The following is a 24,279-nucleotide window of genomic DNA, read 5'->3' as shown; positions in this document are numbered from 1 at the left end:
AATTTCCGTCCCGTGGTTCCTGCTGCCGGGACGGAGAAGGTGGTTGGAGAGCCTCCGTTGTTCCCGGGCCGGAAAATAAATCCTCCGGCAAGCTGTGCTTGCCGGAGGGAGAAAAACAGTCAGGTATATTGCCTGTTGTCAGGGGAAGCGCCTTTATCGCCCGGAAGGGCCATCCATGATAGCCTTGTGGCTCATGTTCCAGCCGCCGCCCAGGGCCGTGTACAGGGAAACCAGCGTGCTGGCGTGCTGGTAATAGTACTGGGAAAGCTGAATCTGCGCGGGGTAGAGGTTCTGCTGGGCGTACAGGACTTCAATGTAGTTGGAAAGGCCTGTGCGGTAGCGCTCAAAGGAGAGTTTTACCGCCGTGTGGTAGGCTTCCACGGCCTCGGACTGGGTGGCGGTGATGCTCCGCAGCTTGTCCCTCTGGATGAGCGTGCTGGAGACTTCCGCCAGGGCGTTGAGAACCGTTTGCTCATAGTCGTTGCTGGCCGCCAGGAATTCCGCCTTGGCCGCTTTTTCGGAAGCCGTCAGCTTGCCCGCCTGGAAGAGGGGGCCGGTCAGATTGGTCCCCAGGCCCCAGCCGCCGCGGCGCCCCTGCACGTGGCGCAGGTCTGCGGAGGCGAGGCCGCCCGCCGCCGTCAGGGAGATGGTCGGGAAGTAGTTGGCAATGGCTACGCCCACCTCGGCATTGGCGGCGCGCAGCTTGTATTCGCTCTGGCGGACATCGGGCCTTCTGGAAAGGATGTAGGCCGGAATGCCGGCGGGAACCTTAACGTTATAGGCGATGTCCCGGGTGCTGCCGGAACGGCGGATATGGCCGGGAGCGCGTCCGGCCAGGACGGAGACCGCATTTTCCAGATTGGCGATTTGCACCTGAATGGCGGGAATCTGGGCCTGGGAGGAAGCCAGGGCCGCCTTGGCGGAAGCCACCTGGAGCCTGTCGCCCACCTGGCCTTCGAGCTGTTCGTCAAACAGGCGCAGGCTTTCGGAATAGGATTCCACGGATTTCTGCACGATGGCAAGCTGTTCGTCCAGCTGGAGGAGCTGGAGGTAGGAGTCCGCCACCTGGCGGAGCAGGGAAAGCATAAGCGCGCGCTGTCCTTCTTCGGAAGCCAGGTAGTCTGCGCGGGCAGCTTCCGTCATCCGGCGCGTCTTGCCCCAGATATCCAGTTCCCAGGAAATGCCGGCGTCAATCGCCCCTGGCGTCAGTGTGTTTCCGGTAGTCTGGACGATGCCGCCTCCGGTATAGTTGGAGCCTTTGCTGACGGAGCCGGAATAATCCGCCCACGGGAAGAGCGGGGCCTCCGTGATGGTGATGTACTGGCGTGCCTTTTCCACGCGCGCCATGGCGGCTTTCAAGTCGCGGTTATTGTTGTAGGTGTCCGTCAGGAGGTCCTGAAGGTCCTTGTTTTTGAAGACTTTCCACCAGGGCAGGTCCGCAATGGATTCCGTCGCCGCGGGGGCTCCCCTGAATGCCGCGGGCATGGGCATGTCCACCGGTTTGAAGTCGGGGCCCATCATGCAGGAGGAAGCGGCAAAAGCCGTTCCCAGAAGGATGGCGCGTGTGATGTATGGGTTTCTTCGCATATGCGTTGAGTCTGTTTTCAGATGGTTGCAAAGGGGGTTACCCTTTTAATGATTCATGGGCTTCGTGGAACAGATGCTTGCGGGCGATGATTTCATCCGGGTCTTCCGTTTCCACCGTCTTACGGGCGACGCGGACGCGGAAGAGTTTCATGATGAAATAGAAGGAGCACGGAATCAGGAAAATGCCCACGACCGTCGCCATCGTCATCCCGGCAATGACCACGATTCCGATGATATTGCGGGAATAAGCGCCGGAACCGGAGGCCAGCGCCAGCGGAACGCAGCCCAGAATGAAAGCGAAGGAAGTCATCAGGATGGGGCGCAGGCGGATTCTGGCGGCGGAAAGCGTCGCTTCCATCAGCGTCTTGCCGCGTTCCATTTCAATGACGGCGAATTCCACAATCAGAATGGCATTCTTGGCCGCCAGTCCGATGAGCATCACCAGGCCGATTTGCGCGTACAGGTTCAATTCATAACCGAACCAGTACAGGCCCAGGAACGCGCCGAGGGCCGCGATGGGCACCGTCATGAAGATGCTGAGGGGCAGGGACCACCGTTCATACAGGGCCGCCAGAATCAGGAAGACAAAGACGGAGGAGAGCAGGAAAATCTGCACGATGCCGATACCGTTCTGGATTTTTTGTTCCTGGTAGCTCATGTCCGCATAGCTGTAGCCCATGTCGGAAGGCATGCTGGCTTCAAAGGTTTTTTCCAGCGCCTCCATGGCCTGGGAGTTGGAGTAGCCCTGGGCGGGCGTGACCATGAGCTTGGATGAGTTGTACAGGTTCTGGCGCAGCAGGAATTCCGGCCCCTTGATATCCGTGATTTTCACGAGGGTGGAAAGGGGGACGGAGCTTCCCGTGTTGTTCTTCACATAGAAGTTTTTGAGCATGTCCGTTCCGGTGCGGTCACTGCCCTGCGCCTGGATGTACACTTGCCACTGCTGGCCGTAAAGGGTGATGTAGTTGATGAACAGGGAACCCATGTAGGCCTGGAGCAGGCTGTTGGCTTCACTGATGCTGACGCCCAGCGTGGCGCATTTTTCTTCATCCAGCCGCACATCTTTCTGTTCCACGGCGAAGGACATCACACTGCGCACGCCGCCGTTGTTGTTCGGGTCGAATATCGGAAGCTTGTTCGCTTCCTTCACAAAGATGTCCGTTTGTTCCGCCAGGTATTCCGTACCCTTGCCGTCGCGGTCTTCCAACATGAAGGTGACGCCGTTGGCGGAACCTACCCCCGCAATGGCCGGAGGCTGGAAGCACATGGTGATGCCTTCGGAAACTTTCGTGGTCAGCAGGGCGTTCAGCTGGGCGGTGACCGCCTGGGCGCTCTGGTCCGGATTGGGGCGTTCCTCCCAGGGCTTGAGCATGACGAAGAAGAAGGCGTTGTTCGTGCTTTGCACGCCCGTCAGCAGGCTGAAGCCGGAGATGGCAATCACGTCTTTTACGTTCGGGTTCTGACGGATGAGTTCGGAGACCTTGTCCGCGGCGGCCGTAGTCAGCTGGAGGGAGCGGGCTTCCGGCATGATCAGGGCCGCGAACAGGTAGCCCTGGTCTTCGTCCGGCAGGAAGCCGTTGGGGATTTTCTTGGCTACGGGGACAATCGCGTAGGCGATCAGAGCCAGCAGCGGAATGGAGATGATGAGCTTGCGGGTCAGGAAGTGGCACACTTTGGTGTAGCCGCTGGCCGTGGCGTCATAACTGCGGTTGAAAACGCGGTAGAAGAATTTCAGCGGGCCTCCCTTGGACGGGTCCTTGGGTTTGAGCAGAATGGCGGACAGCGCCGGGGAGAGCGTCAGCGCGTTGAACGCGGAAATAAGCATGGAAATGGCGATGGTCACGGCAAACTGCTGGAAGAGCGTGCCTGTAATGCCCGGCAGCAGCAGGGAGGGCAGGAACACCGCCGCAAGCACCAGGGCAATGGCGATGACGGGGCCGGAAACTTCCTCCATGGCGGCGAAGGCCGCCTGGCGGGGCGTGAGGCCGCGCTCCATGTGGGATTCCACGGCTTCCACCACCACAATGGCGTCATCCACCACCAGGCCGATGGCCAGCACCATGCCCATGAGGCAGATGGTATTCAACGTGAAGCCCAGGAGCGGAAACAGCGCGAAGGTGGCGATGATGGATACCGGAACGGCGATGGCCGGAATCAGCGTGGCGCGCCAGCCTTGCAGGAAGACGAACACCACCAGGACCACCAGCAGGAGGGCTTCCACCAGCGTGTGCTCAATTTCCTCAATGGAGGCGCGCACGGCCAGCGTGGTGTCCAGCGTCAGGTTGTATTCCATTCCGGCGGGGAAGCTGCGGGAGCGGTCTTCAAAGAGCTTGACCAGAGCGTCCACCGTGTTGATGGCGTTGGAGCCGGGAGCGGCGTACACGGCGATGGCGCCGGAATCCCTGCCGTTGTATTTGCTGGATACGTTGTAAGTCTGGGAGCCCAGCTCCACCTTGGCGATGTCTTTCAGGTAAAGAAGCTTGTTCCCCTCCGCACGGATGATGATGTTGCCGAATTCCTCAGCCGTCTGAAGGCGCCCCTTGGTCTGGATACTGTATGTGAATTCCGTTCCGGGAGGGGCCGGCTCCGCGCCGATCTGGCCGCCGGGAATCACGGTGTTCTGCGCCTGGATGGCGGACTGGACTTCTCCCACGGAGATGTTCTGGGCGGCCATTTTGGTGGTGTCCAGCCAGATGCGCATGGCGTAGCGGCCTGCGCCGAATACCTGCACGTCGCCCACGCCGGGAACGCGTTTCACGGGGTCCACCAGGCTCACGTAGGCATAGTTGCTCAGGAAAATGGCGTTCAGGCTGTCATCCGGAGAATACAGGTTGATTACGGCCAGCGGGCTGCCTGTGGACTGCGTGATGGTGATGCCCATCTGGGAGACCTCCGCGGGAATCTGGGCGGTGGCCTGCCCGTAGCGCATGTAGGCCAGCGTCTGGTCCATGTTGGGGTCCGTGCCAACTTCAAAGACGATGCTCAGGGAGCAGATGCCGTTGTTGGCGTTGGTGGAAGTCATGTAATCCATCCCCACGACGCCGGAAATGGACTGCTCAATGGGGGAGGCTACGGAATTGGCCACCGTCTCCGCATTCGCGCCCGGGTAGGTCGCCTGCATCTTGATGGTGGGCGGGACGATATTCGGATACTGCTCAATGGGCAGCCCCATCAGGGACAGGCCGCCGAGCAGGATCATCACGATCGAGATGACGATGGCAATGGTCGGGTGTTTGATGAAGAAGCTGGACATGGCGTTAAATCATGAAAATGCGCGGGAAAAGGGAAGATGCTGGGTCTCCGGATAAGGGAGGTTACTTGGCGGACGGCTGGGCTTCTCCATCCTTCATGCCTTCCGGCGTCCTGGCCTTTTCAAAGGACTGGGCCCCTATGGAGGGCATGACGGGCTGGGAAACTACGGGCTTGTAGGGAAGCGGTTTGACGGGGGCTTGTCCCTGCACCTTGGCCGCCTGCATGATTCCCTCCACCACGATGGGGCTGTCCTTCGTGAAGGTGGAGTGCGGCATGGGAATGATGTTGATTACCTGCATGCCGTCAACAACGGGGCCGAGGTTGACGACCTGCATGTGGGGAATGTTCTTGTCATCCAGGTAAATGATGAATTTGGCGCTCTGGGCGGACAGAATGGCGCGCGGAGGCACCAGCGCGGCGTTTTCCAGCGTTTTCACCGTGGCGCGGACGCGGACGAACATGCCGGGCCGCAGCGTCAGGTTCGGATTGGGAATGTGCCCGACGATGTTGATGGTGCCGGTCTGGGCATCCACATTCCTGTCAATGGCCACGGGTTCGCCCTGCATGGGATATTCCGTGCCGTTGGCAAGAATCACGTCAAATTTGAGGTGCTTCTGCCTGGTCAGATTATTGTCCATGGAGTTCAGGAAATCCCGTTCGCTCACGGAGAAATCCACCCGGATGGGGTCAATGGAGGAAATGGTGGTCAGCGGCGTGGGGCTGGAGGGCGTCAGCAGGTTGCCGATGGAAGGGGTTGCCAGGCCGGCCAGGCCGGAAATGGGGGCTGTAATGGTGGTGAATTTAAGATTGATTTTTGCTTCATCTACCTGGGCCTTTGCCGTGGCGATGGCGGCTTCCGTTTCCTGGACCTGCTGCAGGGCGTCGTCCAGCTGCTTGCGGCTGACGGAGCCGGTTTTCACCAGCGGGGTGTAGCGTTCCACGTCCAGCTTGTATTTTTTCAGCGTGGCTTCATATTGTTCCAGTCTCCCCTGGGCCTGGTCCAGCGTTGCCTGGAACGGGCGGGGATCAATCTGGAAAAGCACCTGGCCCTTCTTGACATAAGCGCCGTCCCGGTAATCCTTGGAAAGAAGGTATCCCGTGACCTGGGAACGGATTTCGGCATCTTCCGTGCCGCGCAGGGTGCCCACCCATTCCTGCCTGATGGGAACATCCTTCGTGACCAGTTTGGTCACCTGCACTTCGGGAACGAGCGCCGGCGCCTGGGCTGCGGAATCCTTTTCCCCTTCGCAGGAAGTTAACATGATCACCGGGGAGCAAAGGAGCAGGGTTGTGGCGGCAAACGTCAAAGGCTTGTTATACATAAATGAATGCGGTTGGTTGCGGCTGGTGCCGGAAGGTGCGGCAAAGCGAAAGAATTTTCTCTTCTTTTTCTTACAAAGTCAACGCAAAGATGTGTTCTGAATTCTGCAAAATATCTGTAACCTTTGCATAATGAAAGGATAATTTAATTAAACAAATGTATAATATGTGATTTGTCCCGGTACCGCTTGGAAGCGGCTGCTGCGGTTTGGGGCTCCTTTATTTCAGGATGCCAGCCGCCTCTTGCGGAGCATGGCGTCCATGCGCGGCTTTCTTCCCATGAAATCCATGAACTGCCGCATGGGCGGGACCGCATAGCCTTTTTCCAGAATGGTTTTCCGGAATTTTCCTGCCGTTTCCCTGTCCGGTCCTCCGGCCCGTTCAAAGGCTTCAAAAATATCCTTGTCCAGAACTTCCGCCCATTGGTAGGAGAAATAAAAGGAGGCATAGCCCGCAGGAGAGGAAAACAAGTGACGCGCCGTGCGCAGCTTGCCGGCTCTTTTGAAATCTTTGAAATAATCCATATCTCCCGCTACGGAGGAATCCACATTATCGAGAGAGCCGGCGGAGAAGCGTTCCGGTTCCGAATGCACGGCCAGGTCCATCTTTGCGTACAGGAGCTGCCCGGCCAGCGCGAGGGCAGGCGTATTGCCGCGGGAGGCGTCCAGAGCGTTCAGCATTTCCTCCGGAAAGGGGAATCCCGTTTGTTCATGACGCGCAAAGCTTTTCAGCACGTCCGGCCGCCAGCACCAGTTTTCCATGAATTGGGAGGGGACTTCCACAAAATCCCGCGGCACGCTGGTTCCCGCCAGGGAAGGAATGGAAACCCTGGTAAACATCAGGTGCAGCAAGTGGCCGAACTCATGGAATAAAGTCCTGACTTCCCGGTGGGACAGTGTCACCGTGTCTCCTGCCGAGGGGGGATGGATATTGAGGCAGACCATGCCCAGGCGCGGTTTGCCCGGGGTTTCCGGCGTGGACGGGCTGCCCGTATCCAGGGTGTTCATCCACGCTCCGGCCCGTTTATTGCTACGGGAGAAAATATCCAGGTAAAAAGAACCCAGTCGGTCGCCGTTGCCGTCGTCAATCGTGAAAAAGCGCACGTCCGGATGCCAGACTTCCACGGCTCCGGCGGATTCGCCTGCCGGGATGCCGGAGAGGGACTGCCGCGTCGGAATCTCCTTCACGCGGATGCCGTACAGCCGCTCCGCCAGGGAAAACAGGCCGTCCAGCACGTGGGGAAGGGGAAAGTGGCGGCGCAGTTCTTCCTGGTCCAGCCGGAAATGTTCTTCTGCCCGGAGATTGGCGTAATAGGCCACGTCCCAGGGATTCAGTCGGGCGTTTTCCTGCCCCGTAAGGCGGGCTTTCAGGCTGCGGAGCGTTTCCATTTCACGGAAAAAGGGGGCCTTGATCTTGTCCAGCAGCTCATTGACGAACTTTATGGCGTTTTCCCCATTTTCCGCCATGCTCTCGCGCAGGGCGTAATCCGGGTATTCCTTATATCCGCACAAATGCGCCTTTTCACGGCGCAGGGAAAGGATTTCCCTGATGACGGGTTCCGTGTCGCATGCTCCCGTAGCCAGAGACTGGCGGTGTTCCCATAAATCTTTCCGGCATTCTTCCCTCCGGGCTTTTTCCATGACCCGGGCGGAAGCCGCGGAATCCAGCGTAAACGTCCAGCCCGGATCGGACTGGCCGGGATGGCGCCTCAGGAACTCCTTGCGCGCCTGTTGCAGGGCGCTTCCGTCTATCCCTTCCAGAAGAGCGGCGTCCCGCACCGTCCAGGTCCAGGATTTCCTGGCGTCCATGTACAAATTGTTGAAACGCTGGGAGGCGAGCGTCAGTTCCCTGTCAATGGCCTCAAGCCGTGCGCGCTTGTCCGGCGGCAGATCAGCGCCGTTGTCCCGGAAGCTCTGCATGCTTAGTTCCATGTACCGTTTCTGTTCGGGAGTCAGATGGGTTTGCCGCAGGCGTTCCTCCGCGGTTTTCAGGACTTTCCACAGGGCCTGGTCTTTCGTGACGGAGGAAAGGAAGGCGGACACGCGGGGAGCGACCGAATCCATGGCCTTGCGAAGTTCCCCGCTGTCGCACAGGCTTTTCAGGACATAGGCCTTGCACATGCCTTCCGTAAGGAGGCCATTGCTTTTCTCCAGCGCTCCGAATGTATTTTCATACGTCATTTCCTCCGGACGGAGGCGGCTGATTTCCTCTACGGAGGCCCGGGTGCGGCGCATGGCTTCCTGAATATCCGGTTCCAGTTTGTCCGGAGTCAGCCGGCTCCAGCGGATGGGACGCCCCTTGTCCAGGAAAGGGTGGGCGGAAGAGGCCGCCGGGGAGGGGAAGGCCATGGAGAAAAAGAGGAAAAGGAGGTAGAAACACTGCCTGAGTAAACTCATGGCGGCCATTCTACTGGAAGCCGGTTTCTCCTTCAAGCCTTGCGCTTTTCGTGTCTGCATCAGGGGAAAAGCCGGGGCCCGGTCTTGAACGGCTTCCCGTTTGCATGTATGAATCAAGGGGATGTCCACCAAAATCTTTCTCTATGATACTACGTTGCGGGACGGCGCGCAGAGTGAAGACGTCAATTTGAGCGCGACGGACAAGGTCCGCATCGCCCGCCAGCTGGATTATCTGGGCATGGATTACATTGAGGGCGGCTGGCCCGGCGCCAATCCGGTGGAAACGGAATTTTTCAACGCCATGAGAGGTGTCGGACTAAGGAATGCAAAGCTGGCCGCCTTTGGAAGCACGCACCATCCTTCCCATACTCCGGAGACGGACCCCACGCTGGCCGCCCTGATATCCAGCGGCGCGCGGGTGGCCGCGGTTTTTGGGAAATCCTGCCCCCGCCATGTGGAAGTGGCCTTGGGCATTTCCCGGGAACGCAATCTGGAAATCATCGGCAATTCCATTTCCTTCCTTAAGAAAAATATGGAAGAAGCCTTTTTTGACGCAGAACACTTTTTTGACGGCTTCAAGCGGGAGCCGGAATACGCCCTGGCTGTGCTCCGGACAGCCTGGGAACATGGAGCGGACTGCCTGGTGCTGTGCGATACCAACGGAGGCACCATGCCGGAGGAAATCAGCTCCATTATCAGGACGGTCAGGGAACGCCTGCCGCATGCCCTTCTGGGCATCCACGCCCACAATGACTGTGAACTGGCCGTCGCCAACAGCCTGGCCGCGGTAAACAGCGGAGCCATCCAGGTGCAGGGGACCGTAAACGGCATCGGGGAGCGTTGCGGAAATGCCAATCTTTGTTCCGTCATCCCCAACCTCCAGGTGAAGATGAAAGGATTTTCCTGCCTCAGCGGCGCTTCCCTGACGCGGCTCAAATCCACTGCCGCCTTTGTCTCGGAAGTATCCAATCTGGCGCCTTTCCGGCGGCAGCCCTTCGTAGGGAACGCCGCTTTCGCCCACAAGGGCGGAGTGCATGTCAGCGCGATCATGAAGGAAGCCGCTTTGTACGAGCACATCGACCCCTCCCTGGTGGGGAACGCCCAGCGCGTGCTGATGACGGAGCAGGGCGGCAGGAGCAACATCCTTTCCCTGTCCCGCACCCTGGGTTTTGAACTGGAAAAGGGGGACCCCCTTCTGGACGTGCTTTCCGCCGCCGTGAAGAAAAATGCCGCACTGGGGTATGATTACGTGGCCGCCCCGGCCAGCGCGGAGCTGCTCTTCCTGCGGCACATGCCGGACAATGCCTTGAAACCGTATTTCAACATCCTGCGCACTGTGGTGCTGACCTCACGCCATGAAATGGACCCGGACATGATGGTGGAAGCCTCCCTCAAGCTGGATGTCCACGGCAATGTGGAGCACACCGCCGCCGGGGGCTTTGGCCCCGTGCATGCGCTGGACAGGGCCCTGCGCCGCGCCCTGACGCGCTGGTATCCGGAATTGGAACAGATGCACCTCATCGACTACAAGGTGCGCGTGCTTTCCCCCACCCGGACGAACATTCCGGAGGCGGAGGATGAAAACGGCACCGGCTCCAATGTCCGCGTGCTTATTGAGTCCTCGGACGGCGTCGCCACCTGGACCACCGTGGGCGTTTCCTACAACATTATTGAGGCCAGCCTGGAAGCCCTGGCGGACGCCGTCACGTACAAGCTCTACAAGACGGAGCAGGCCAGATGGCGTGCGGAATGCTGAGGTGCGGCGCTCCTTCCCAGGGGACGTGGGCGCCCCTCATGGCTTTTCCTTTTTCTTCCCGTTCCTTTGCGAGGGGCGGGCCGGAAGCTGAAGGGCGGAAAAGGTTCCTCCTGTCGGTTGAATGGCTCAAAATGAACAGGAAGAGGAGCAATGAGCTTCGTGAACAGGTTCGGGCGACGGTGTCCTTTTTTGAGACGGCTCCTGTGTTCTTTCCTGTTCTCCATTCATGTTGGTCAACCACGTTGCCGCAGTTAACGCTGGATTGCTGCCAGTTTGCCCGGAGAACGGATGCCCTGCCGGGAAAATACCGTTATTTTTCCGGTTTTTGCTTCCCGGCCGCATCTGCCGGGATAAATAAAACATTGACCCGCCAGCGGGGAAGCTTTATCCTGAAATCCTCATTCAACCAGAGGTAGATTACAGCCGTGGAGGACGATATTATTTGTACAGAAAAAATCATTGCGGAACGCAAGACGTTCTTTCTTGATCTCAAACAGAATGCGCGCGGCAAAGTGGTGCGTATTACGGAAAAGGTGAGCTCCAACCGGGACCGGATTATGGTGCCTGCGGAAATTTTGGATGATTTCATCGCCGCTCTCCAGGATATCCGGGAGACCCTGAAGCAGCAGGGGGAATAAATTTTCCCCCTCCCTCCTGTTTTTTATTTCACCAATAGCGGGGCTGCGGCCGTCCCGCCATTTCTTAGTATCCGGGGCATTGCAAATCCGGCGGGCAAAAAGCCGTTTTGTCTGAATTAGGCGTTGTCAAAAATAAAAAAGGGAGTATTTTTACTTCCCGGTTTTGCCGTCCCCTTTTTTCATATCCCGGAGCATTCTGCATTCCGGAGGCGCGGGGCCGGAATGTTGATGCAACCATGAATATTTCAGAGATATGACGACACAACAGGAATTGACTCCGGAATTGATACGGGCTGCGCTGACCACGGTAAAATTTCCGGGGTTCAGCCGCGATATCGTATCTTTCGGGCTGGTGAAAAAGATTGACATTGACGCTGAAAACAACGTCACGATTGATTTGGTGATTGAGAGCAAAAATGCGGATATTCCCCGTTACATTTTTGAAGGCGTTCACGGCGTGATGAAGCATTTGCCCGGCGTGAAGCACTGCGACGTTAATATCGAGCATAAGGCTCCGGAAGCCAAAAAAGGAATCAATGACGATCCCTCTACCTGGAAATCCTCCGTTCCCGGCGCCAAGCACGTCATTGCCGTGGCTTCCGGCAAGGGCGGGGTGGGCAAATCCACCGTTTCCGCGAACCTGGCGGTGGCCCTGAGCAAGCTGGGGTATTCCGTCGGTCTGGTGGACCTGGATATTTACGGCCCTTCCATGTCCCTGATGTTCGGCACCAAGGAACGCCCCGGAGCCAATGAGAATGACGAATTTATCCCGGTAACGGCCCATGGCGTGAAACTTCTTTCCATGGGGCTGCTGATTAATGAATCCGATCCTGTAGCGGTGCGCGGTCCTCTGGCGACACGCTACGTCCAGCAGTTCCTGCGCAACGTGGCATGGGGGGATGTGGATTTTCTGATTCTGGACCTGCCTCCCGGCACCGGAGACATTCAGCTGACCATTGTCCAGACGGCCGAACTGGACGGCGTGGTGGTAGTGACCACCCCGCAGGAAGTGGCGCTGATTGACGCCCGCAAGGCGATCGGCCTCTTTGAACGGGTGGAAACCCCCATTCTGGGCATAATTGAAAACATGAGTTATTTCCAGTGCCCCTCTGACGGCAAGATTTACCATATCTTTGGCGAAGGAGGCGGCGAACGGGAAGCGGCTAAACTGGGAGTGCCCCTGCTCGGCAAGATTCCGCTGGATATTTCCACCCGCTTCGGCGGGGACGAAGGCCGCCCCGTGGCCCTGGAAGATCCCGGGCAAAATCCGGTTTCCGCCGCGTTCCGCCAGGTGGCTGAACAATGTGCCCGCGTGGTGCTTGACCGCTGAATGTCCCGGACGGGGCGGAAGGCCCGGTACGGTTGGTAACCCTTAAATTTGAAGCCGGATTGGAGCCTGCCGCTCCGGTCCGGCTTGTTTGCCGGCATGTTCCGGCTCCTTTGAATGAGGAATGCATGGAAGGAAATAAAAAATGAATAAGACGTGGAATTTGAAGGAAATGAAAAAGTTGATACCGCTGGCCCTTCCGGTGCTGGTGGTCAACCTCTCCATTGTGGGCATGGGGGCGGTGGACGCTATTGTGGCCGGGCGCGCCGGCGTGACGGACATGGCCGCCGTGGCCCTGGGGTCTTCCGTGTACCTGCCCGTGGCTCTCTTCGCCTGCGGCGTGCTGATGATCATCGGCCCCGTGATTGCCAACATGCGGGGGAAAAGCCATGAAAGCCGCGTGGGCTACATGACCAACCACGGCCTGTGGCTGGCGTTGATGCTCAGCCTGGTTTCCATGCCGGTCATTTATGTGTTGAGAAATGTATTCGGCTGGATTTCCGATGACGCCGCCATGTGCCGGATGGCTTCCGCCTACATGTTCGCCATTATGTGGGGCCTTCCCGCCAACCTGGGATTCGTGGCCCTGAAGAGCCTGAACGAAGGCTCCAACATGACGCGTCCCGCCATGTACGTGGGATTGTGCGGCCTGCTGCTCAACATTCCCCTGAACTACATGTTCGTCTTCGGCATGTACGGTTTTCCCCGCATGGGCGGAGCGGGGTGCGGCGCGGCCACGGCAGTCATTTTCTACATTGAATTCCTGCTGATGTTCCTGCTGGTTTACTTCAATCCCAAGCACAGGCCGTACCGCAGGCACATCATTTCCTGGCGGCGGCCTACGCCTTCCGTCATCACGCACCTGGTGCGTCTGGGCGTGCCGATAGGCGTTTCCCAGCTGTGCGAGGTGATGCTCTTCTGCGCGGCGGCTCTGGTGCTGGCTCCGCTGGGAGAGACTCAGGTGGCGAGCCACCAGATTGCCGGGAACGTGGGAGGCCTGGTGTTCATGCTCCCGCTCTCCGTAGGGCTGGCGGCTTCCATCCGCGTGGCGTACCATCACGGCAGGAATGACCTGGCAGGCACCAGATCCGCCATTCTGTCCTCCTACGTGCTGGTGCTCACCATCTGTCTGTGCACCTTTGGAGGCATCACCCTGTTCCGCGAGCAGATTGTGCACCTGTACAATGACTCGGAGCTGATTGTCAGCACGGCTTCCGTCCTGCTGGTTTTGGCGGCGGCCTACCAGCTTCCGGACTGTTTGCAGGTGCTTTCCGTCGGGGTTCTGAGAGGATTCCGGGACACGGCGTCCATTACCTTCATTACGTTCTTCTCTTATTGGATGGTAGGATTTCCGGCGTGCTACATCCTCGCCCGTACGGACTGGATTGTCCCGGCCATGGGAGCGCGCGGCATCTGGACGGGATTCATCATCGGCTTGTCTGTAGCGGCGGTGCTGCTGCTCTGGCGCGTCGTCCGTACCGTTAAACGGGAGTTTAAGATGATGCGGCTCCATGAACAGTAAGGGACGCCCCCTCCTGTTTTTATGGAGAGGTTAATTCCCCTCTTTTTCCGGGATTGCCTTCTCAGCAGGGATGAGTTTTCCTTGTTCCAGGCTTCGCGGGTAGGGGAAGAGTTTTTTCTCTTCGCCAAATTTTACGGTCATTCGGCCGGAGGATTCGTCCAACTTTACTACAATGCCCGTGCCGTATTCCCGGTGGGTAAGGAGCGTCCCTTTACGAATACGCACGTTCGGAGCGGGCGGAGGTTCCTCTTCTTCCTCTTCCGGACGGCAGGCGATGCGGTCATCCGCCGTTGGGGAGGGAAGGGCTTTTTCCTCTACAGCGCCGGCCATGGAATCCTGCTGGGCCCCGGCCATCATTTCATAGTCTTCCCGGCTCAGGACGGTAGCGTACAGCCCCACGTTTTCCTCCGCGTGACGATTGATACCCGTATAAACAAGACTGGCGTCTTCATACCGTTTGAACTTGTACACGGCATCATTCATCAGAGCTTCATTAAAGACGTTCAGGCTGACGAGCAGTTCAAAATCTTTTTCCGTCAGCCCGGTTACTTTCCGGAACAGATGCGGCTCCAGTTGGGTGATCACATCTTTCAGGCAGTATTCCCGGAAGTCTGACAGATACATGAAGATGGGGATTCTGGCGGCAAATTTGATCAGTTTCTGCTGTATCTGCCTGCGCAGGGATTTGATTTCCTTTTCTTCCTGTGAGAGGTCTTTTTTTTCCTTAGGGGTCAGATCGTCTTTTCCTTTGCGCATTCCTTTGACGGCATCTGATTTGTTGATAATGGTCTCAAGATCACTGTTCAGATTGCGGAAGCCTTCAATGCTCATCAGGGCATCCATGGCTTCCCGGCTGGCAAGCAGGCGCTGCAGGGTGACGTTATCCACATTGACCAGCAGGGCGCTTTCCCAGCGTCTGGCCAGCAGGGTGGCGCTGGTTCCCGCCATGGCCATATCCAGTATTTCCGCGGCTTCCACCTGTTTCATGGCGCTGCCGTCGTAGGCCAGCACGGGAAGAAAGCTGATGAACTCCTTCACCTTGGTTTCCGGATTGCCCGGGTTGGCGTTCAGGCGGCAGCTGTAGTCAGCTATTTGCTTAAGGGCGCGGTCCAGGGCAAAGTCAAAGACGTAGCAGTTGGGTTTGACGATTTCTTTTTTCCCCGGCTGATCACTGTCCACCGTCCACGGGCTTTGCACCCGGAAGGCTGCCTGAAAGTAGGTTTCCGGGCTGGAGAGATTGCGCAGCATGAAGATGCCGGCCCAGGGCTTGACGGTAACGCCCGTGGTCAATTTGCCGCAAGAGAGCGTAATGGTTTTACTTTCCAGCGGATTGCCGCCCATGGCCTTCAACACGGGCGGCAGGGCGTTCGCCCCCGTGCCGGCTTCCGGTCCGGCGCAGACGATGACCTGATAGTCGTGGTAAAAGGTATTCTGACGTTGTTGCAGCAGGTTGTTCATGGCGTGGCAGGAAGCCACATCCGGCAGGAACCACAGGGTATGGTTGAGCAAACTCATCAGCCGGGTATCCGAGTAAGGCATGGGGGGCTTTTTGCCGCCCAGCTTCAGCTCATCCGTCGCCGCGGCATGATGGGAGCCGCGGATCAGATCCAGCCATTTCTGGACGTATTCTTCATGAATAAAACGGGCTTTATTCCCTTTCCCTTCCGCCTGGAAGAAGACGTTCAGGTCAAATTCGTTGAACTCTCCCCCCATAGCGATTTGCCGGATGTCCTCCGGCATGCGGTAAGTGAGCAGCACCATGCGCGGCAGGGCGGCATACGGGTTATTTTCCCCCTGCCAGGCAGCCTTGGCGCGCTGCTCATCGGAATACGTCCAGCTGTAAATTTGTTCTTCAATAAACTCGCCGGAGTTCAGGGCGCGGAACGGCGTTCCGGAAAGGTACAGGTAGTGGTCCGCAGTGATAGGCAGATCCTGTTCATCGCAGACATTGCCGGTGTTGGTTTCCGGGGGCGCGGTGTTGTATTCTTCTTCCTCATCCTCCATCAGGAACAGAGCTTTGGCGTTTTCCTTCCACGCCCCAAAGTGGTATTCGTCAAAGATAACCAGATCCCAGTTGATTTCCCGCACCCATTCATGCTGGGGCTTGATGCCGCCCGTTTCCTTATTCACCCCCAGAAAGTCCTGAAAGGAGCCGAAGCACACAATAGGCTGTCCGGCGTCCGCCTGCCGGTATTGCTCGTCAATGGGCTGGGCGTCCGGCCCTTGTTCCCGGCAGATGAATTGCCAGCCTTCAAAGTCCAGGTGCGTTTCCAGGTCTTCCTTCCACGCCGTCTGCACCGCCGGCTTGAAGGTCAGGATGAGCGCCCGGCGCGCGTTCAACCGCCGTGCCAGCTGGTAAGCGGCAAAGGTTTTGCCAAAGCGCATTTTGGCGTTCCACAGAAAACGCGGCGTGCGTCCATCCGCGCGTTCCGCTTTAAAGTAGTTCAGCGTCCGCTCCACGGCTTCCGCCTGTTCCGGGCGCATGGTAAAATCCCTGGTACGGTTTTCCATGTTGGCCGTCCGGGTGCGCACCGCCAGCCATGCCGCCCTGATTTCTTTCTCCGTACAGCGGAACCATTCTCCGCCCACTCCCTCCACGCCTTTTTTCTCCAGCATCCGGTGTACGGCATGGTCCGTAAAGCTGCTTCCATCTTCATACAGAGCCGGTTCCGCGAAGATAACCCGGTAGGGTTTCTTCCCTTCCGGCCTCAAGGTAGGGTACTGCTGCGCTACGCGTTTTTCCACATCCACCGCCGTATATCCTACTTTTAGACAACCGGGATAGCTGGCGTCCTCATAGGCATAAATCATTGGCCGTGCGCTCGTCTTCCCTTCAAAAAAACGCCCGTTCTTTTCCATGACTTTTGCTCCTCTTTTTCTTGCTCCCGTTAACCTTCCATCGGACGGATCATACTTTCTATGAATTCTATTTCTTCTCCCGTTAAACCATATTTTGCGTAAAGTTCTTCATCCGTCCACGCCTTACTAAAATCCTGCATTGGTACGAAGGAATAGACTTGTTTGGAAGCATCTTGCGTGTTTTTTTTCAATAATACCATGAAGCGGAAGAATTTTGTTTTAATATAGCTTATTACGTTTTCAGCTTCTTCCTTGGCATTAAAAGGGCCTATTACTAGGTAAGTTTCTGTACAGCAACTTCCGGGTTCTCCTAAGAAGGGCTTCCCCAATACAAAATAAGGAAATGCTCCTCGTTCTCCGTATGCTCTTGAAATAAATACCTTATATTTGTTTATCCATTCCTGATTTTGAGTAATCTCGGAAGGTTTAATATACCCTGGATACTTAGCTATATTTTTGTTAGAATAAATTTTTACGCTTCTGCTCTCAGTCTTTTCTTTACCTTGTACATAGGTACGTAAACCGAATGGTTTTTGAGAACTTATTATATTATTAAAATTTGATTTTTGTTTAACTTTTTTATAAATATGAATAGCTTGATTAAAACGAATGTATGTGTCAGCTTGTTTCTCTAAAAGAGGGCGAATAAGTTCATCTTTTTTATCGTTTAAGATAGTTCTAATCAAACAGTCACCTTTGTTATCTCTATCCCATAAAAAATAACAAATTCCGCCGGAAATATCTACTCCTGGAAAACATTCTGTTGAATTGAAATAATCACAAATAAATCTTAAATGTCTATCGTTCAGCATCTGTTTTCTGAACATATTTAATCCTCTACCTCCAGAAAACCAGCGCGCAGGTATAATCATAGACAAATAACGAGGTTGTAATTTTTGTGCACTATCTACAAATAAGTTGTAAATGGGGATAGCACTTGCTCCGTTGCCTCCATCATCAAGTTGATACGGGGGATTGCCGATGATGACATCAAAGTTCATAGGAAACAGGTTATTCGGATTGTTGGCGTGGATGAATTCGTAAGCGTGGCTTTCCAGTCCCTCTTGTCGTGCCTGTTCTCCATAGGCGGCTTGAGAGGCGCCGCAAAAGACGCATTTGCCGCCCCTCCAGGTGTGTGTGATGTGTTTGTAGCGGATGTTGCCCTCGGCATTGTCAAAACGAACGACGGAGTAAGGCCCATTGGGGTATTTGGAACAATACACTCCGCGGCGGGCGAGAAGGGACGTCAGCTCCGTAATGGCGATGCCGAAGAGCTGATTTCTGAAAATGTGTTCCAGGCGCTCCTCCCGGTTTGGGAGGTGAGCTTCCAACCCCTTGTTGAGCCTTTTGGCAATTTCCCTCAGAAAGACGCCGCTCTTGCAGCAGGGGTCCAGAAAGGTAACGGAAGGGTCGGAAAAAAGCTCCTGCGGGAGCAGATCCAGCATGGCGTTGGCAATCTCCGGCGGCGTGAACACCTCGTCACTGGAAAGATTGGCCAGACAGCTCAATACGTCAGGGTTATGGATGTTATTGTTCATGATTCCGCTTCCGGCAGTTTGCGGTAATCCATGGGGGGGAATTCCCGCGTCGGAGATTTGGGAACGTATTGCAGGGAAAGTTCCCCTTCCGCCTGTTCCAGGGAAGTCCGGGCGCTTTGATCACGCAGGAGTTCATCCTGGTGGAAATCCCGGCGTTTGATGAGGGTTCCGCCCACGGCGGACCATTCGGAAAAGAGGATAGGCTCCTGAGTATCCTGGGCGGAAGCATCTACTTTTTTCATGCTCAGGGCGTTGCCGTTAAGAATATTGCGTTCCAGGATAAAGCGGACGGTTTTCTGGCATTCCGCGGAGGGCGGACGTTTTAAACGCCGTTCATATTCCGTCAGCCACAGGGTCAGCAGGCGTTCCCGGCAGGAGCGGACGTTATCCGCCAGCAATTCCACCCCATAGATAGACATGAGAGCCAGCACGGCGCGGAACTCATAATCCGCCGGGGAACTGCCGTATTGCCGGCGGACGGTTGCCAGCTTCCTCAACAGGATAGGGGCCAGAAAGGCTCCTTCTCCGCATGCCGGTTCCAGAAAGCGGCTGTCAATGCGTTCCGCTTCATGCGCCACCAGGTTGAGCATGTCATTCACCAGCCAGTCAGGGGTGAATACTTCTCCGTGTTCCGCTACCCGTTTACGGGATTTAATTTGAGATAACTCTGACGATAAGGAACCCACTTGGGGAAAATAGGCTGATTCCTAATCAGCAAGAGTCCTATCCATGTTTTTTAAGTGTTTTTACAGTGATAAAATGAGGGAAAATAAAATTTCCATATCTGCGGGTGAAAGTATCAAATTCCCATTTATGCACGTATTTCCTTATTATTTTTCAGTTCTTTCCGTTTTAGACTTGATGCTGATTAGGAATCCGTTTGCTTATCTTTGCTTCATGACTCAACAGGAATTGACGGAAGAAGAGGCCCTGCTCATTTGCTGGATGCGTAAAAAACGCGTGCAGGCCGCGGAAATGATGGTCATGGCGCGCTTGCTCCGGGGAGTGTCGGCCGGGATGGCCGGGCGGCTGCAATGCGTGGAGCTGGGGATTAAGGAATGGAAAGCGATGAAAAAGACGGTCAGTTTTTCCGTTTGCGTGGCGGAGTCCCTGAAAGCCCGGGCGCATCGGCGGCGACGCACGCTGGAAGAAATCCGGTGCGTTACGGCGCGGATGGTGAAGTCATGGCCGGAATTGAGGCATAAGATGATGCGGGGACTGAGGCGGGAGGATTGCCAGCGCATCCTGAATATATTCCCGACGGCCAGCGGACGGCGCAAGGCGCGCGTCATTCTGCACGGAATATGCGCTTTTGCCTGCCGCAGAGGATGGGCGGGGAAGAACCCGGCAGCGGAGACGCCGTGCCCGCTGGTGAAGGAAAGAAGGGTGCCTGTGCTGACGCCGGAGGAGTGCCGGAAGCTGATGACGGCGGCGCGGGAGGTGTGCGGCGGCGAGTGTCTGCCGGCAGCCGTGCTGATGCTGTATGCCGGAGTGCGTCCGCAGGAGGTCAGAAGGCTTCAATTCCGGCATATCAGGCTGGAAGAAAAAGCGGCGCTCATTCCGGCGCGGCATTCCAAGACGGGAGGGGCGCGGCGGGTGACCCTTCGGCCGGCGGCGTTGCGGTATTTGCGGGCTTTCCGGCATCATTCCGGGGAAGAACCGTTGTGCCCGGCAGGATGGGAACGCAAGTGGCGGCTGGTGCGCGCCCGTGCCGGCTGGAATAACAGCCGGCCATGGGTGCAGGATGTGTTAAGGCACACTTTTGCCAGTTACCACGCGCTGGAATTCCGGGATTATGCCGGCTTGCAATGGGAGATGGGGCACCAAAACGCCCATTTATTGAAAACCAGATATCTGAATATGGATGAAATCAGAAGGCAGGATGCCCGTGCTTTCTGGTTGGCGGCGTAAGTCCCCCTATCTGTGGGAAAACAGAGTGGTTGAATAAGAAGCAGGAGCGTTCATGCAAAGCGGGCGGTCCCTTTCATGGAGGGAACCGCCCGCAAACGGTTTGAGCAGATGCTTCGGAGATTTTAGCCGATGCGTTCCACTTTCACGGAGTGGGACTGGCCGTTGATGATGATGGTCAGGTCACGGGAACCGGAGGGGCCGCTCACCCGGGCGGTGATTCCGTTGTCAATGACGGTCATGGACGGCGCGGCCGCCGGAGCCGCGGCGGGAGCGGTGTTCACCTGCACGGGGGCTTCTTCCTTAGGTTCCGGCTTTTTGTAGAAGTCTTCCACCTGCTGCGGGAACATGGCGTAGATGACGCAGTGTTCGTCGTCCGTGGGGAGCCCCTTTTCCGCAAGTTTCCTGCGCAGGTCTTCCATGCCGGGCTTGATCAGGTCCGCCGGGCGGCAGGTGATTGGTTCCTTGCCCATCTTTTCCGCACAGAGTTTCTGCACTTCCGGGTCCACGGGAGCCGAGGTGCGGCCGTAGTAGCCCAGGGCAATGTCCGCCGCCTGGGGGGTGATGTTCTTCCAGCGGCCGAACTTGACGTTCAGCATCGCCTGCACGCCTACGATCTGGGAGGTGGGGGTCACCAGCGGAATCCAGCCCAGGGCCTTGCGGACTACCGGGATTTCCGCGAATACTTCCTCAAATTTGTCTTCCATGCCCTGTTCCTTGAGCTGGGTGCGGAAGTTGGAAAGCATGCCGCCGGGCACCTGGTAGCGGAGCGTGTCAGAGTCCACCACTTCGTTGCGGTGGGAGGCGAATTTGCCCAGACTTTCATAGACGGGTTTGAGCATTTCGGAGATTTCAATGAGCTTGTCCGCGTCGTAATCCGGCTTGCGGGGATTGCCGTTCAGCAGGGCAAGCATGCGCAGGCAGTCCGGCTGGCCCGTGCCGTTGGCGAAGGGGGAGATGGAGACATCGCACGCGTCCACTCCGGCATCAATGGCGCTGAGGTAAGTGGATGCGCCGAGGCCGGCGGTGTCATGCGTGTGGATCCAGACGGGGATGTTCAGGTCCTTTTTCAGGGCGCTGACGAGTTCCTGGGTGACATACGGAGGAATGAGGCCGGCCATATCCTTGATGACGATGGCGTCCGCTCCCATATCCGCGAGTTCCCGCCCCATGTCCACAAAAGTCTGCGTGGTGTGCACGGGAGAAGTCGTGTAGCAGATGGTGCCGTGGGCCTGCGCTCCGGCTTTCTTGGCGGCGCGGATGGAGGTTTCCATGTTGCGCGGGTCGTTCACGCAGTCGAAAATGCGGAAGATGTTCATGCCGTGCTTGGCGCTCATGGCGACAAAGGCTTCCACAACGTCGTCCGCATAGTTGGTGTAGCCCACGATATTCTGGCCGCGCAGCAGCATCATGTGCGGCGTCTTGGGGGCCGCTTTTTTCAGGGCGTCCAGCCGGTCGAAAGGCCATTCTTTCAAGAAGCGCAGCCCGGCGTCGATGGTGGCGCCGCCCCAGGTTTCCAGGGCGCTGAAGCCCATGGAGTCCAGAATGGGGGCGATGGGCAGCATGTCTGCCGTCTTCATGCGTGTTGCCGCCAGGGATTGATGCCCGTCGCGCAGAACGGTGCAGTTGAATGTAACAGGATTCATTATTTAGTTAACTGTTGTTAAAAATTGAAGAGGTGGCTTCTGGAGGGTGATTTTCTCACAGCCTCCCTTGCAGGTCAAGCATACAACAGCGGATTCGCCGGAAGAACTACTGGACGGGGGCCGTCAGTCGCGCCAGGTTGCAGAGCATTTTGAAGCCCAGGGATTTGTTGTTGTAATCCGCCAGGGATTCCCTCTTGGAGGAGGAAAAATCCCGCTCCAGCATGGCTTTTACCTCCGCGCAGGCGGAGGGGGAATGGATAACGGCGGTTATTTCAAAGTTCAGGGCCAGGGAACGGTTGTCCAGATTGGCGGTTCCCACGGTGGCTATGTCATCGTCCATCAGAACCACTTTCTGATGCAGGAACCCCTTTTGATAGGCCCAGAGCTGGATGCCGTATGTGTCCAGGTCCCGAAGGAAGGTAAAGGAAGACAGTTTCACCAGAATATGGTCTGCCCGCTCCGGGCGCAGGATGCGCACGTCCACATTCCGCAGAGCCGCCGCCTGCAGGGCGGCCATGACCCCCTCGTCCGGGACGAAGTAGGGCGTGGCGATCCAGAGCCGGCGGGTGGCGCTGTTTGCCAGAGCGATGAGCGCGGTTTTCCAGGCGGGAATGACGTCTGCGGGACCGGAGGGCAGGATGAGCAGGGTTTCATCTTCCGGCTGGGGCGTGATTTCCCAGCGGAGGCGGGGAAGGGAGGAGGGGGCGCATTTCAGCATGGCCCAGTTCCAGTCTTCCAGAAAGCTGATTTGCGTTTGCTGGACGGAAGGCCCTTCAAGCTGAACAAACGTGTCGCGCCAGTAGCCCAGAGCGCCCTTGCCCAGGTATTCCCTGCCTATATTCATGCCTCCGATGAAGGCGGTGGAGCCGTCCACCACCACCAGTTTCCGGTGGTTGCGGAAGTTCAGCCGCAGGATGTTGCTCAGGAAATGGCGCTTCCCGTTGAAAGGTTCAATGTTCACTCCTGCTTTCCGCAGGGCGGAAATGTAACCGGGGGGGAGCTTGTGGGAGCCTATTTCATCATACAGCATGTAAATGCGGATGCCGGCCCTGGCCCGTTCAATCAGCAGCTCCTTCAGGTTCTGCCCCACGGAGTCGTTTTTGATGATGAAGAATTCAATCAGGATGTAATGCTCCGCGTTCTTGATGGCGTCGTAGATGCGCGGGAAAGCATTGGCCGCGTCAATAAGCAGACGGCAGGAATTGCCGCGGCAGACGGGCAGCCGCACGATATTGGAAAGCGTGCGCATGATTTTTCCCGCCGTGTCTGATGACTGTACGGCATACGGAACCATGCAGTTTGTAATTTTATCCGTCAGTTCCCCCCATGCGGATTCGGGGTCCGTCTGGCGGCGGCGCGTTTCCACATATCCGCTGAATCTCCGGCGTCCCAGGATCAGGTAAAAGGGGACGGCAATATATGGAAATGCCAGCAGGGAAATGAGCCACGCGATTGTTCCCTGAGGCGTGCGCGTATGGAGCAGGGCCGGAATCAGGCAGAAGGCGCCTGCAATGTGGCAAAAGGCGGCAAATCCCAAATATGGCTCTTCAGGAATGATCATGGAACGGAAAACCGGAAAAGATGCGGGGGGAGGAAAACGGCGGGGAGAAGTGAAAAGGCTGGCTTTTGGAGCAGGAGATGATACTAAGGTGGCGCATGCTCGTATTATCACGGGTCCAGGGATTAGAAAAGCGTAATTTAAGGGAATGAAGCAGTATTTGGCACTTTTGGAGGATGTTTTGACCAATGGGGCGGGGCGGGAGGACCGTACCGGAACGGGCACCATCGGCGTGTTCGGGCGGCAGAGCAGGTATGACCTGCGCGACGGTTTTCCGTGCCTGACGACCAAGAAGCTTCATTTGCGCTCCATCATTTATGAGCTGCTCTGGTTCCTGAAAGGGGAGACCAATATCAGGTTTTTGAAAGACAACGGCGTCAGCATCTGGGATGAATGGGCCGACGAAAACGGGGATCTGGGGCCCGTGTACGGCGCGCAGTGGCGCTGCTGGCCGGGAAACGACGGAAAACCCATTGACCAGATTGCCAGACTGATTGACGGCCTGAAACATAATCCCTGGTCCCGGAGGCACATCGTCAGTGCGTGGAATGTGGCCCTGGTGGATGACATGGCCCTCCCTCCGTGCCATTCCCTGTTCCAGTTTTGCGTGATTCCCGCCCAGCCGGGAGAAGAAAAGCACGGCCTTTCCCTCCAGCTTTACCAGCGCAGCGCGGATCTTTTTCTGGGGGTTCCCTTCAACATTGCTTCCTATGCGCTGCTGTTGCTTATGACCGCCCAGGTATGCGGGTATGAAGCCCGGGAATTCATCCATACGTTCGGAGATCTGCACCTGTACCGGAACCATCTGGACCAGGCGAGGGAACAACTCTCCCGCACGCCCCGTCCTCTCCCGGTCATGAAGCTCAATCCGGAGGTAAAAACCATTGACGGATTCCATTATGAGGATTTTGAGCTCGTGGGGTATGATCCCCTGCCGCACATCAAGGCTCCCATCTCCGTTTAGAACATTCA

15 protein-coding genes are annotated in these 24,279 nt (G+C 56.9%); 6 read left to right on the top strand and 9 right to left on the bottom strand.

Translation table 11 applies throughout. From position 1 onward, the window contains the following. Window positions 1-153 precede the first annotated feature (153 nt). From BHW66_RS00550 to BHW66_RS00535, 4 genes are all read right to left on the bottom strand, one after another. A complete protein-coding gene (locus BHW66_RS00550) occupies window positions 154-1,587 on the bottom strand; it encodes an efflux transporter outer membrane subunit (protein WP_094137166.1) in 1,434 nt (477 codons plus the stop codon). Window positions 1,588-1,624: 37 nt separating this feature from the next. Then, window positions 1,625-4,840: an efflux RND transporter permease subunit gene (locus BHW66_RS00545; protein ID WP_286688812.1), complete on the bottom strand. Its 3,216-nt coding sequence runs from the start codon at window positions 4,838-4,840 to the stop codon at window positions 1,625-1,627. 61 nt (window positions 4,841-4,901) lie between these two features. Beyond that, the gene (locus BHW66_RS00540; protein WP_286688811.1) at window positions 4,902-6,101 is read right to left on the bottom strand and encodes an efflux RND transporter periplasmic adaptor subunit; all 1,200 of its coding nucleotides are present in this window, start codon (window positions 6,099-6,101) and stop codon (window positions 4,902-4,904) included. 282 nt (window positions 6,102-6,383) lie between these two features. Further along, window positions 6,384-8,555 carry a M3 family metallopeptidase gene (locus BHW66_RS00535; protein ID WP_286688810.1) on the bottom strand — a complete coding sequence of 724 codons (2,172 nt, stop codon included), beginning with the start codon at window positions 8,553-8,555 and terminating at the stop codon, window positions 6,384-6,386. Between the two features lie 121 nt (window positions 8,556-8,676). On the opposite strand from BHW66_RS00535, the gene cimA reads away from it, so the two are divergent. The 4 genes from cimA to BHW66_RS00515 all read left to right on the top strand — a co-directional run bounded on the left by cimA (window position 8,677) and on the right by BHW66_RS00515 (window position 13,798). After that, window positions 8,677-10,311 (top strand): citramalate synthase, encoded by a 1,635-nt coding sequence (gene cimA / locus BHW66_RS00530; protein ID WP_123052285.1) that lies wholly within the window; start codon window positions 8,677-8,679, stop codon window positions 10,309-10,311. A 425-nt stretch (window positions 10,312-10,736) separates the two neighbouring features. Then, window positions 10,737-10,949, top strand: a complete 213-nt coding sequence (locus tag BHW66_RS00525) for a DNA/RNA-binding protein (RefSeq protein ID WP_012421062.1) — start codon at window positions 10,737-10,739, stop codon at window positions 10,947-10,949. Window positions 10,950-11,202: 253 nt separating this feature from the next. Next, window positions 11,203-12,279: a P-loop NTPase gene (locus tag BHW66_RS00520; protein WP_094139677.1), complete on the top strand. Its 1,077-nt coding sequence runs from the start codon at window positions 11,203-11,205 to the stop codon at window positions 12,277-12,279. Between the two features lie 142 nt (window positions 12,280-12,421). After that, window positions 12,422-13,798: an MATE family efflux transporter gene (locus BHW66_RS00515; RefSeq protein ID WP_102732577.1), complete on the top strand. Its 1,377-nt coding sequence runs from the start codon at window positions 12,422-12,424 to the stop codon at window positions 13,796-13,798. Window positions 13,799-13,828: 30 nt separating this feature from the next. On the opposite strand, the gene BHW66_RS00510 is transcribed toward BHW66_RS00515, so the two are convergent. From BHW66_RS00510 to BHW66_RS00500, 3 genes are read right to left on the bottom strand one after another with little or no spacing between them, the layout of a single operon-like run. After that, window positions 13,829-16,657, bottom strand: coding sequence for a GIY-YIG nuclease family protein (locus BHW66_RS00510; protein ID WP_102732578.1), 2,829 nt, complete (start codon window positions 16,655-16,657; stop codon window positions 13,829-13,831). A gap of 29 nt (window positions 16,658-16,686) precedes the next feature. Continuing rightward, window positions 16,687-18,195: an Eco57I restriction-modification methylase domain-containing protein gene (locus BHW66_RS00505; RefSeq protein WP_102732579.1), complete on the bottom strand. Its 1,509-nt coding sequence runs from the start codon at window positions 18,193-18,195 to the stop codon at window positions 16,687-16,689. After that, a complete protein-coding gene (locus tag BHW66_RS00500) occupies window positions 18,192-18,794 on the bottom strand; it encodes a restriction endonuclease subunit M (RefSeq protein WP_102732580.1) in 603 nt (200 codons plus the stop codon). Before BHW66_RS00500 ends, BHW66_RS00505 begins: the two co-directional genes overlap by 4 nt. Window positions 18,795-19,092: 298 nt before the next feature. On the opposite strand from BHW66_RS00500, the gene BHW66_RS00495 reads away from it, so the two are divergent. Next, window positions 19,093-20,106: a tyrosine-type recombinase/integrase gene (locus tag BHW66_RS00495; protein WP_102745373.1), complete on the top strand. Its 1,014-nt coding sequence runs from the start codon at window positions 19,093-19,095 to the stop codon at window positions 20,104-20,106. Between the two features lie 122 nt (window positions 20,107-20,228). Here BHW66_RS00495 and BHW66_RS00490 read toward each other — a convergent pair whose 3' ends face one another. Together BHW66_RS00490 and cls are read right to left on the bottom strand one after the other, a co-directional pair. After that, entirely contained in the window at window positions 20,229-21,749 is a 1,521-nt protein-coding gene (locus tag BHW66_RS00490) for a pyruvate carboxylase subunit B (RefSeq protein WP_102758450.1), read from the bottom strand. A gap of 106 nt (window positions 21,750-21,855) precedes the next feature. Further along, complete coding sequence (cls, locus tag BHW66_RS00485; protein WP_215439693.1) at window positions 21,856-23,310, bottom strand: cardiolipin synthase; 1,455 nt, start codon at window positions 23,308-23,310, stop codon at window positions 21,856-21,858. 145 nt (window positions 23,311-23,455) lie between these two features. On the opposite strand from cls, the gene BHW66_RS00480 reads away from it, so the two are divergent. Beyond that, entirely contained in the window at window positions 23,456-24,271 is an 816-nt protein-coding gene (locus BHW66_RS00480) for a thymidylate synthase (protein WP_022197322.1), read from the top strand. The last annotated feature ends 8 nt before the right edge of the window (window positions 24,272-24,279 follow it).

The sequence above is a fragment of the Akkermansia sp. 54_46 genome, from assembly GCF_001917295.1.
Lineage (GTDB): Bacteria > Verrucomicrobiota > Verrucomicrobiia > Verrucomicrobiales > Akkermansiaceae > Akkermansia > Akkermansia muciniphila.
The sequence above is the reverse complement of the archived record's forward strand: the minus strand, read 5'-3'. Positions and strand labels throughout refer to the sequence as shown.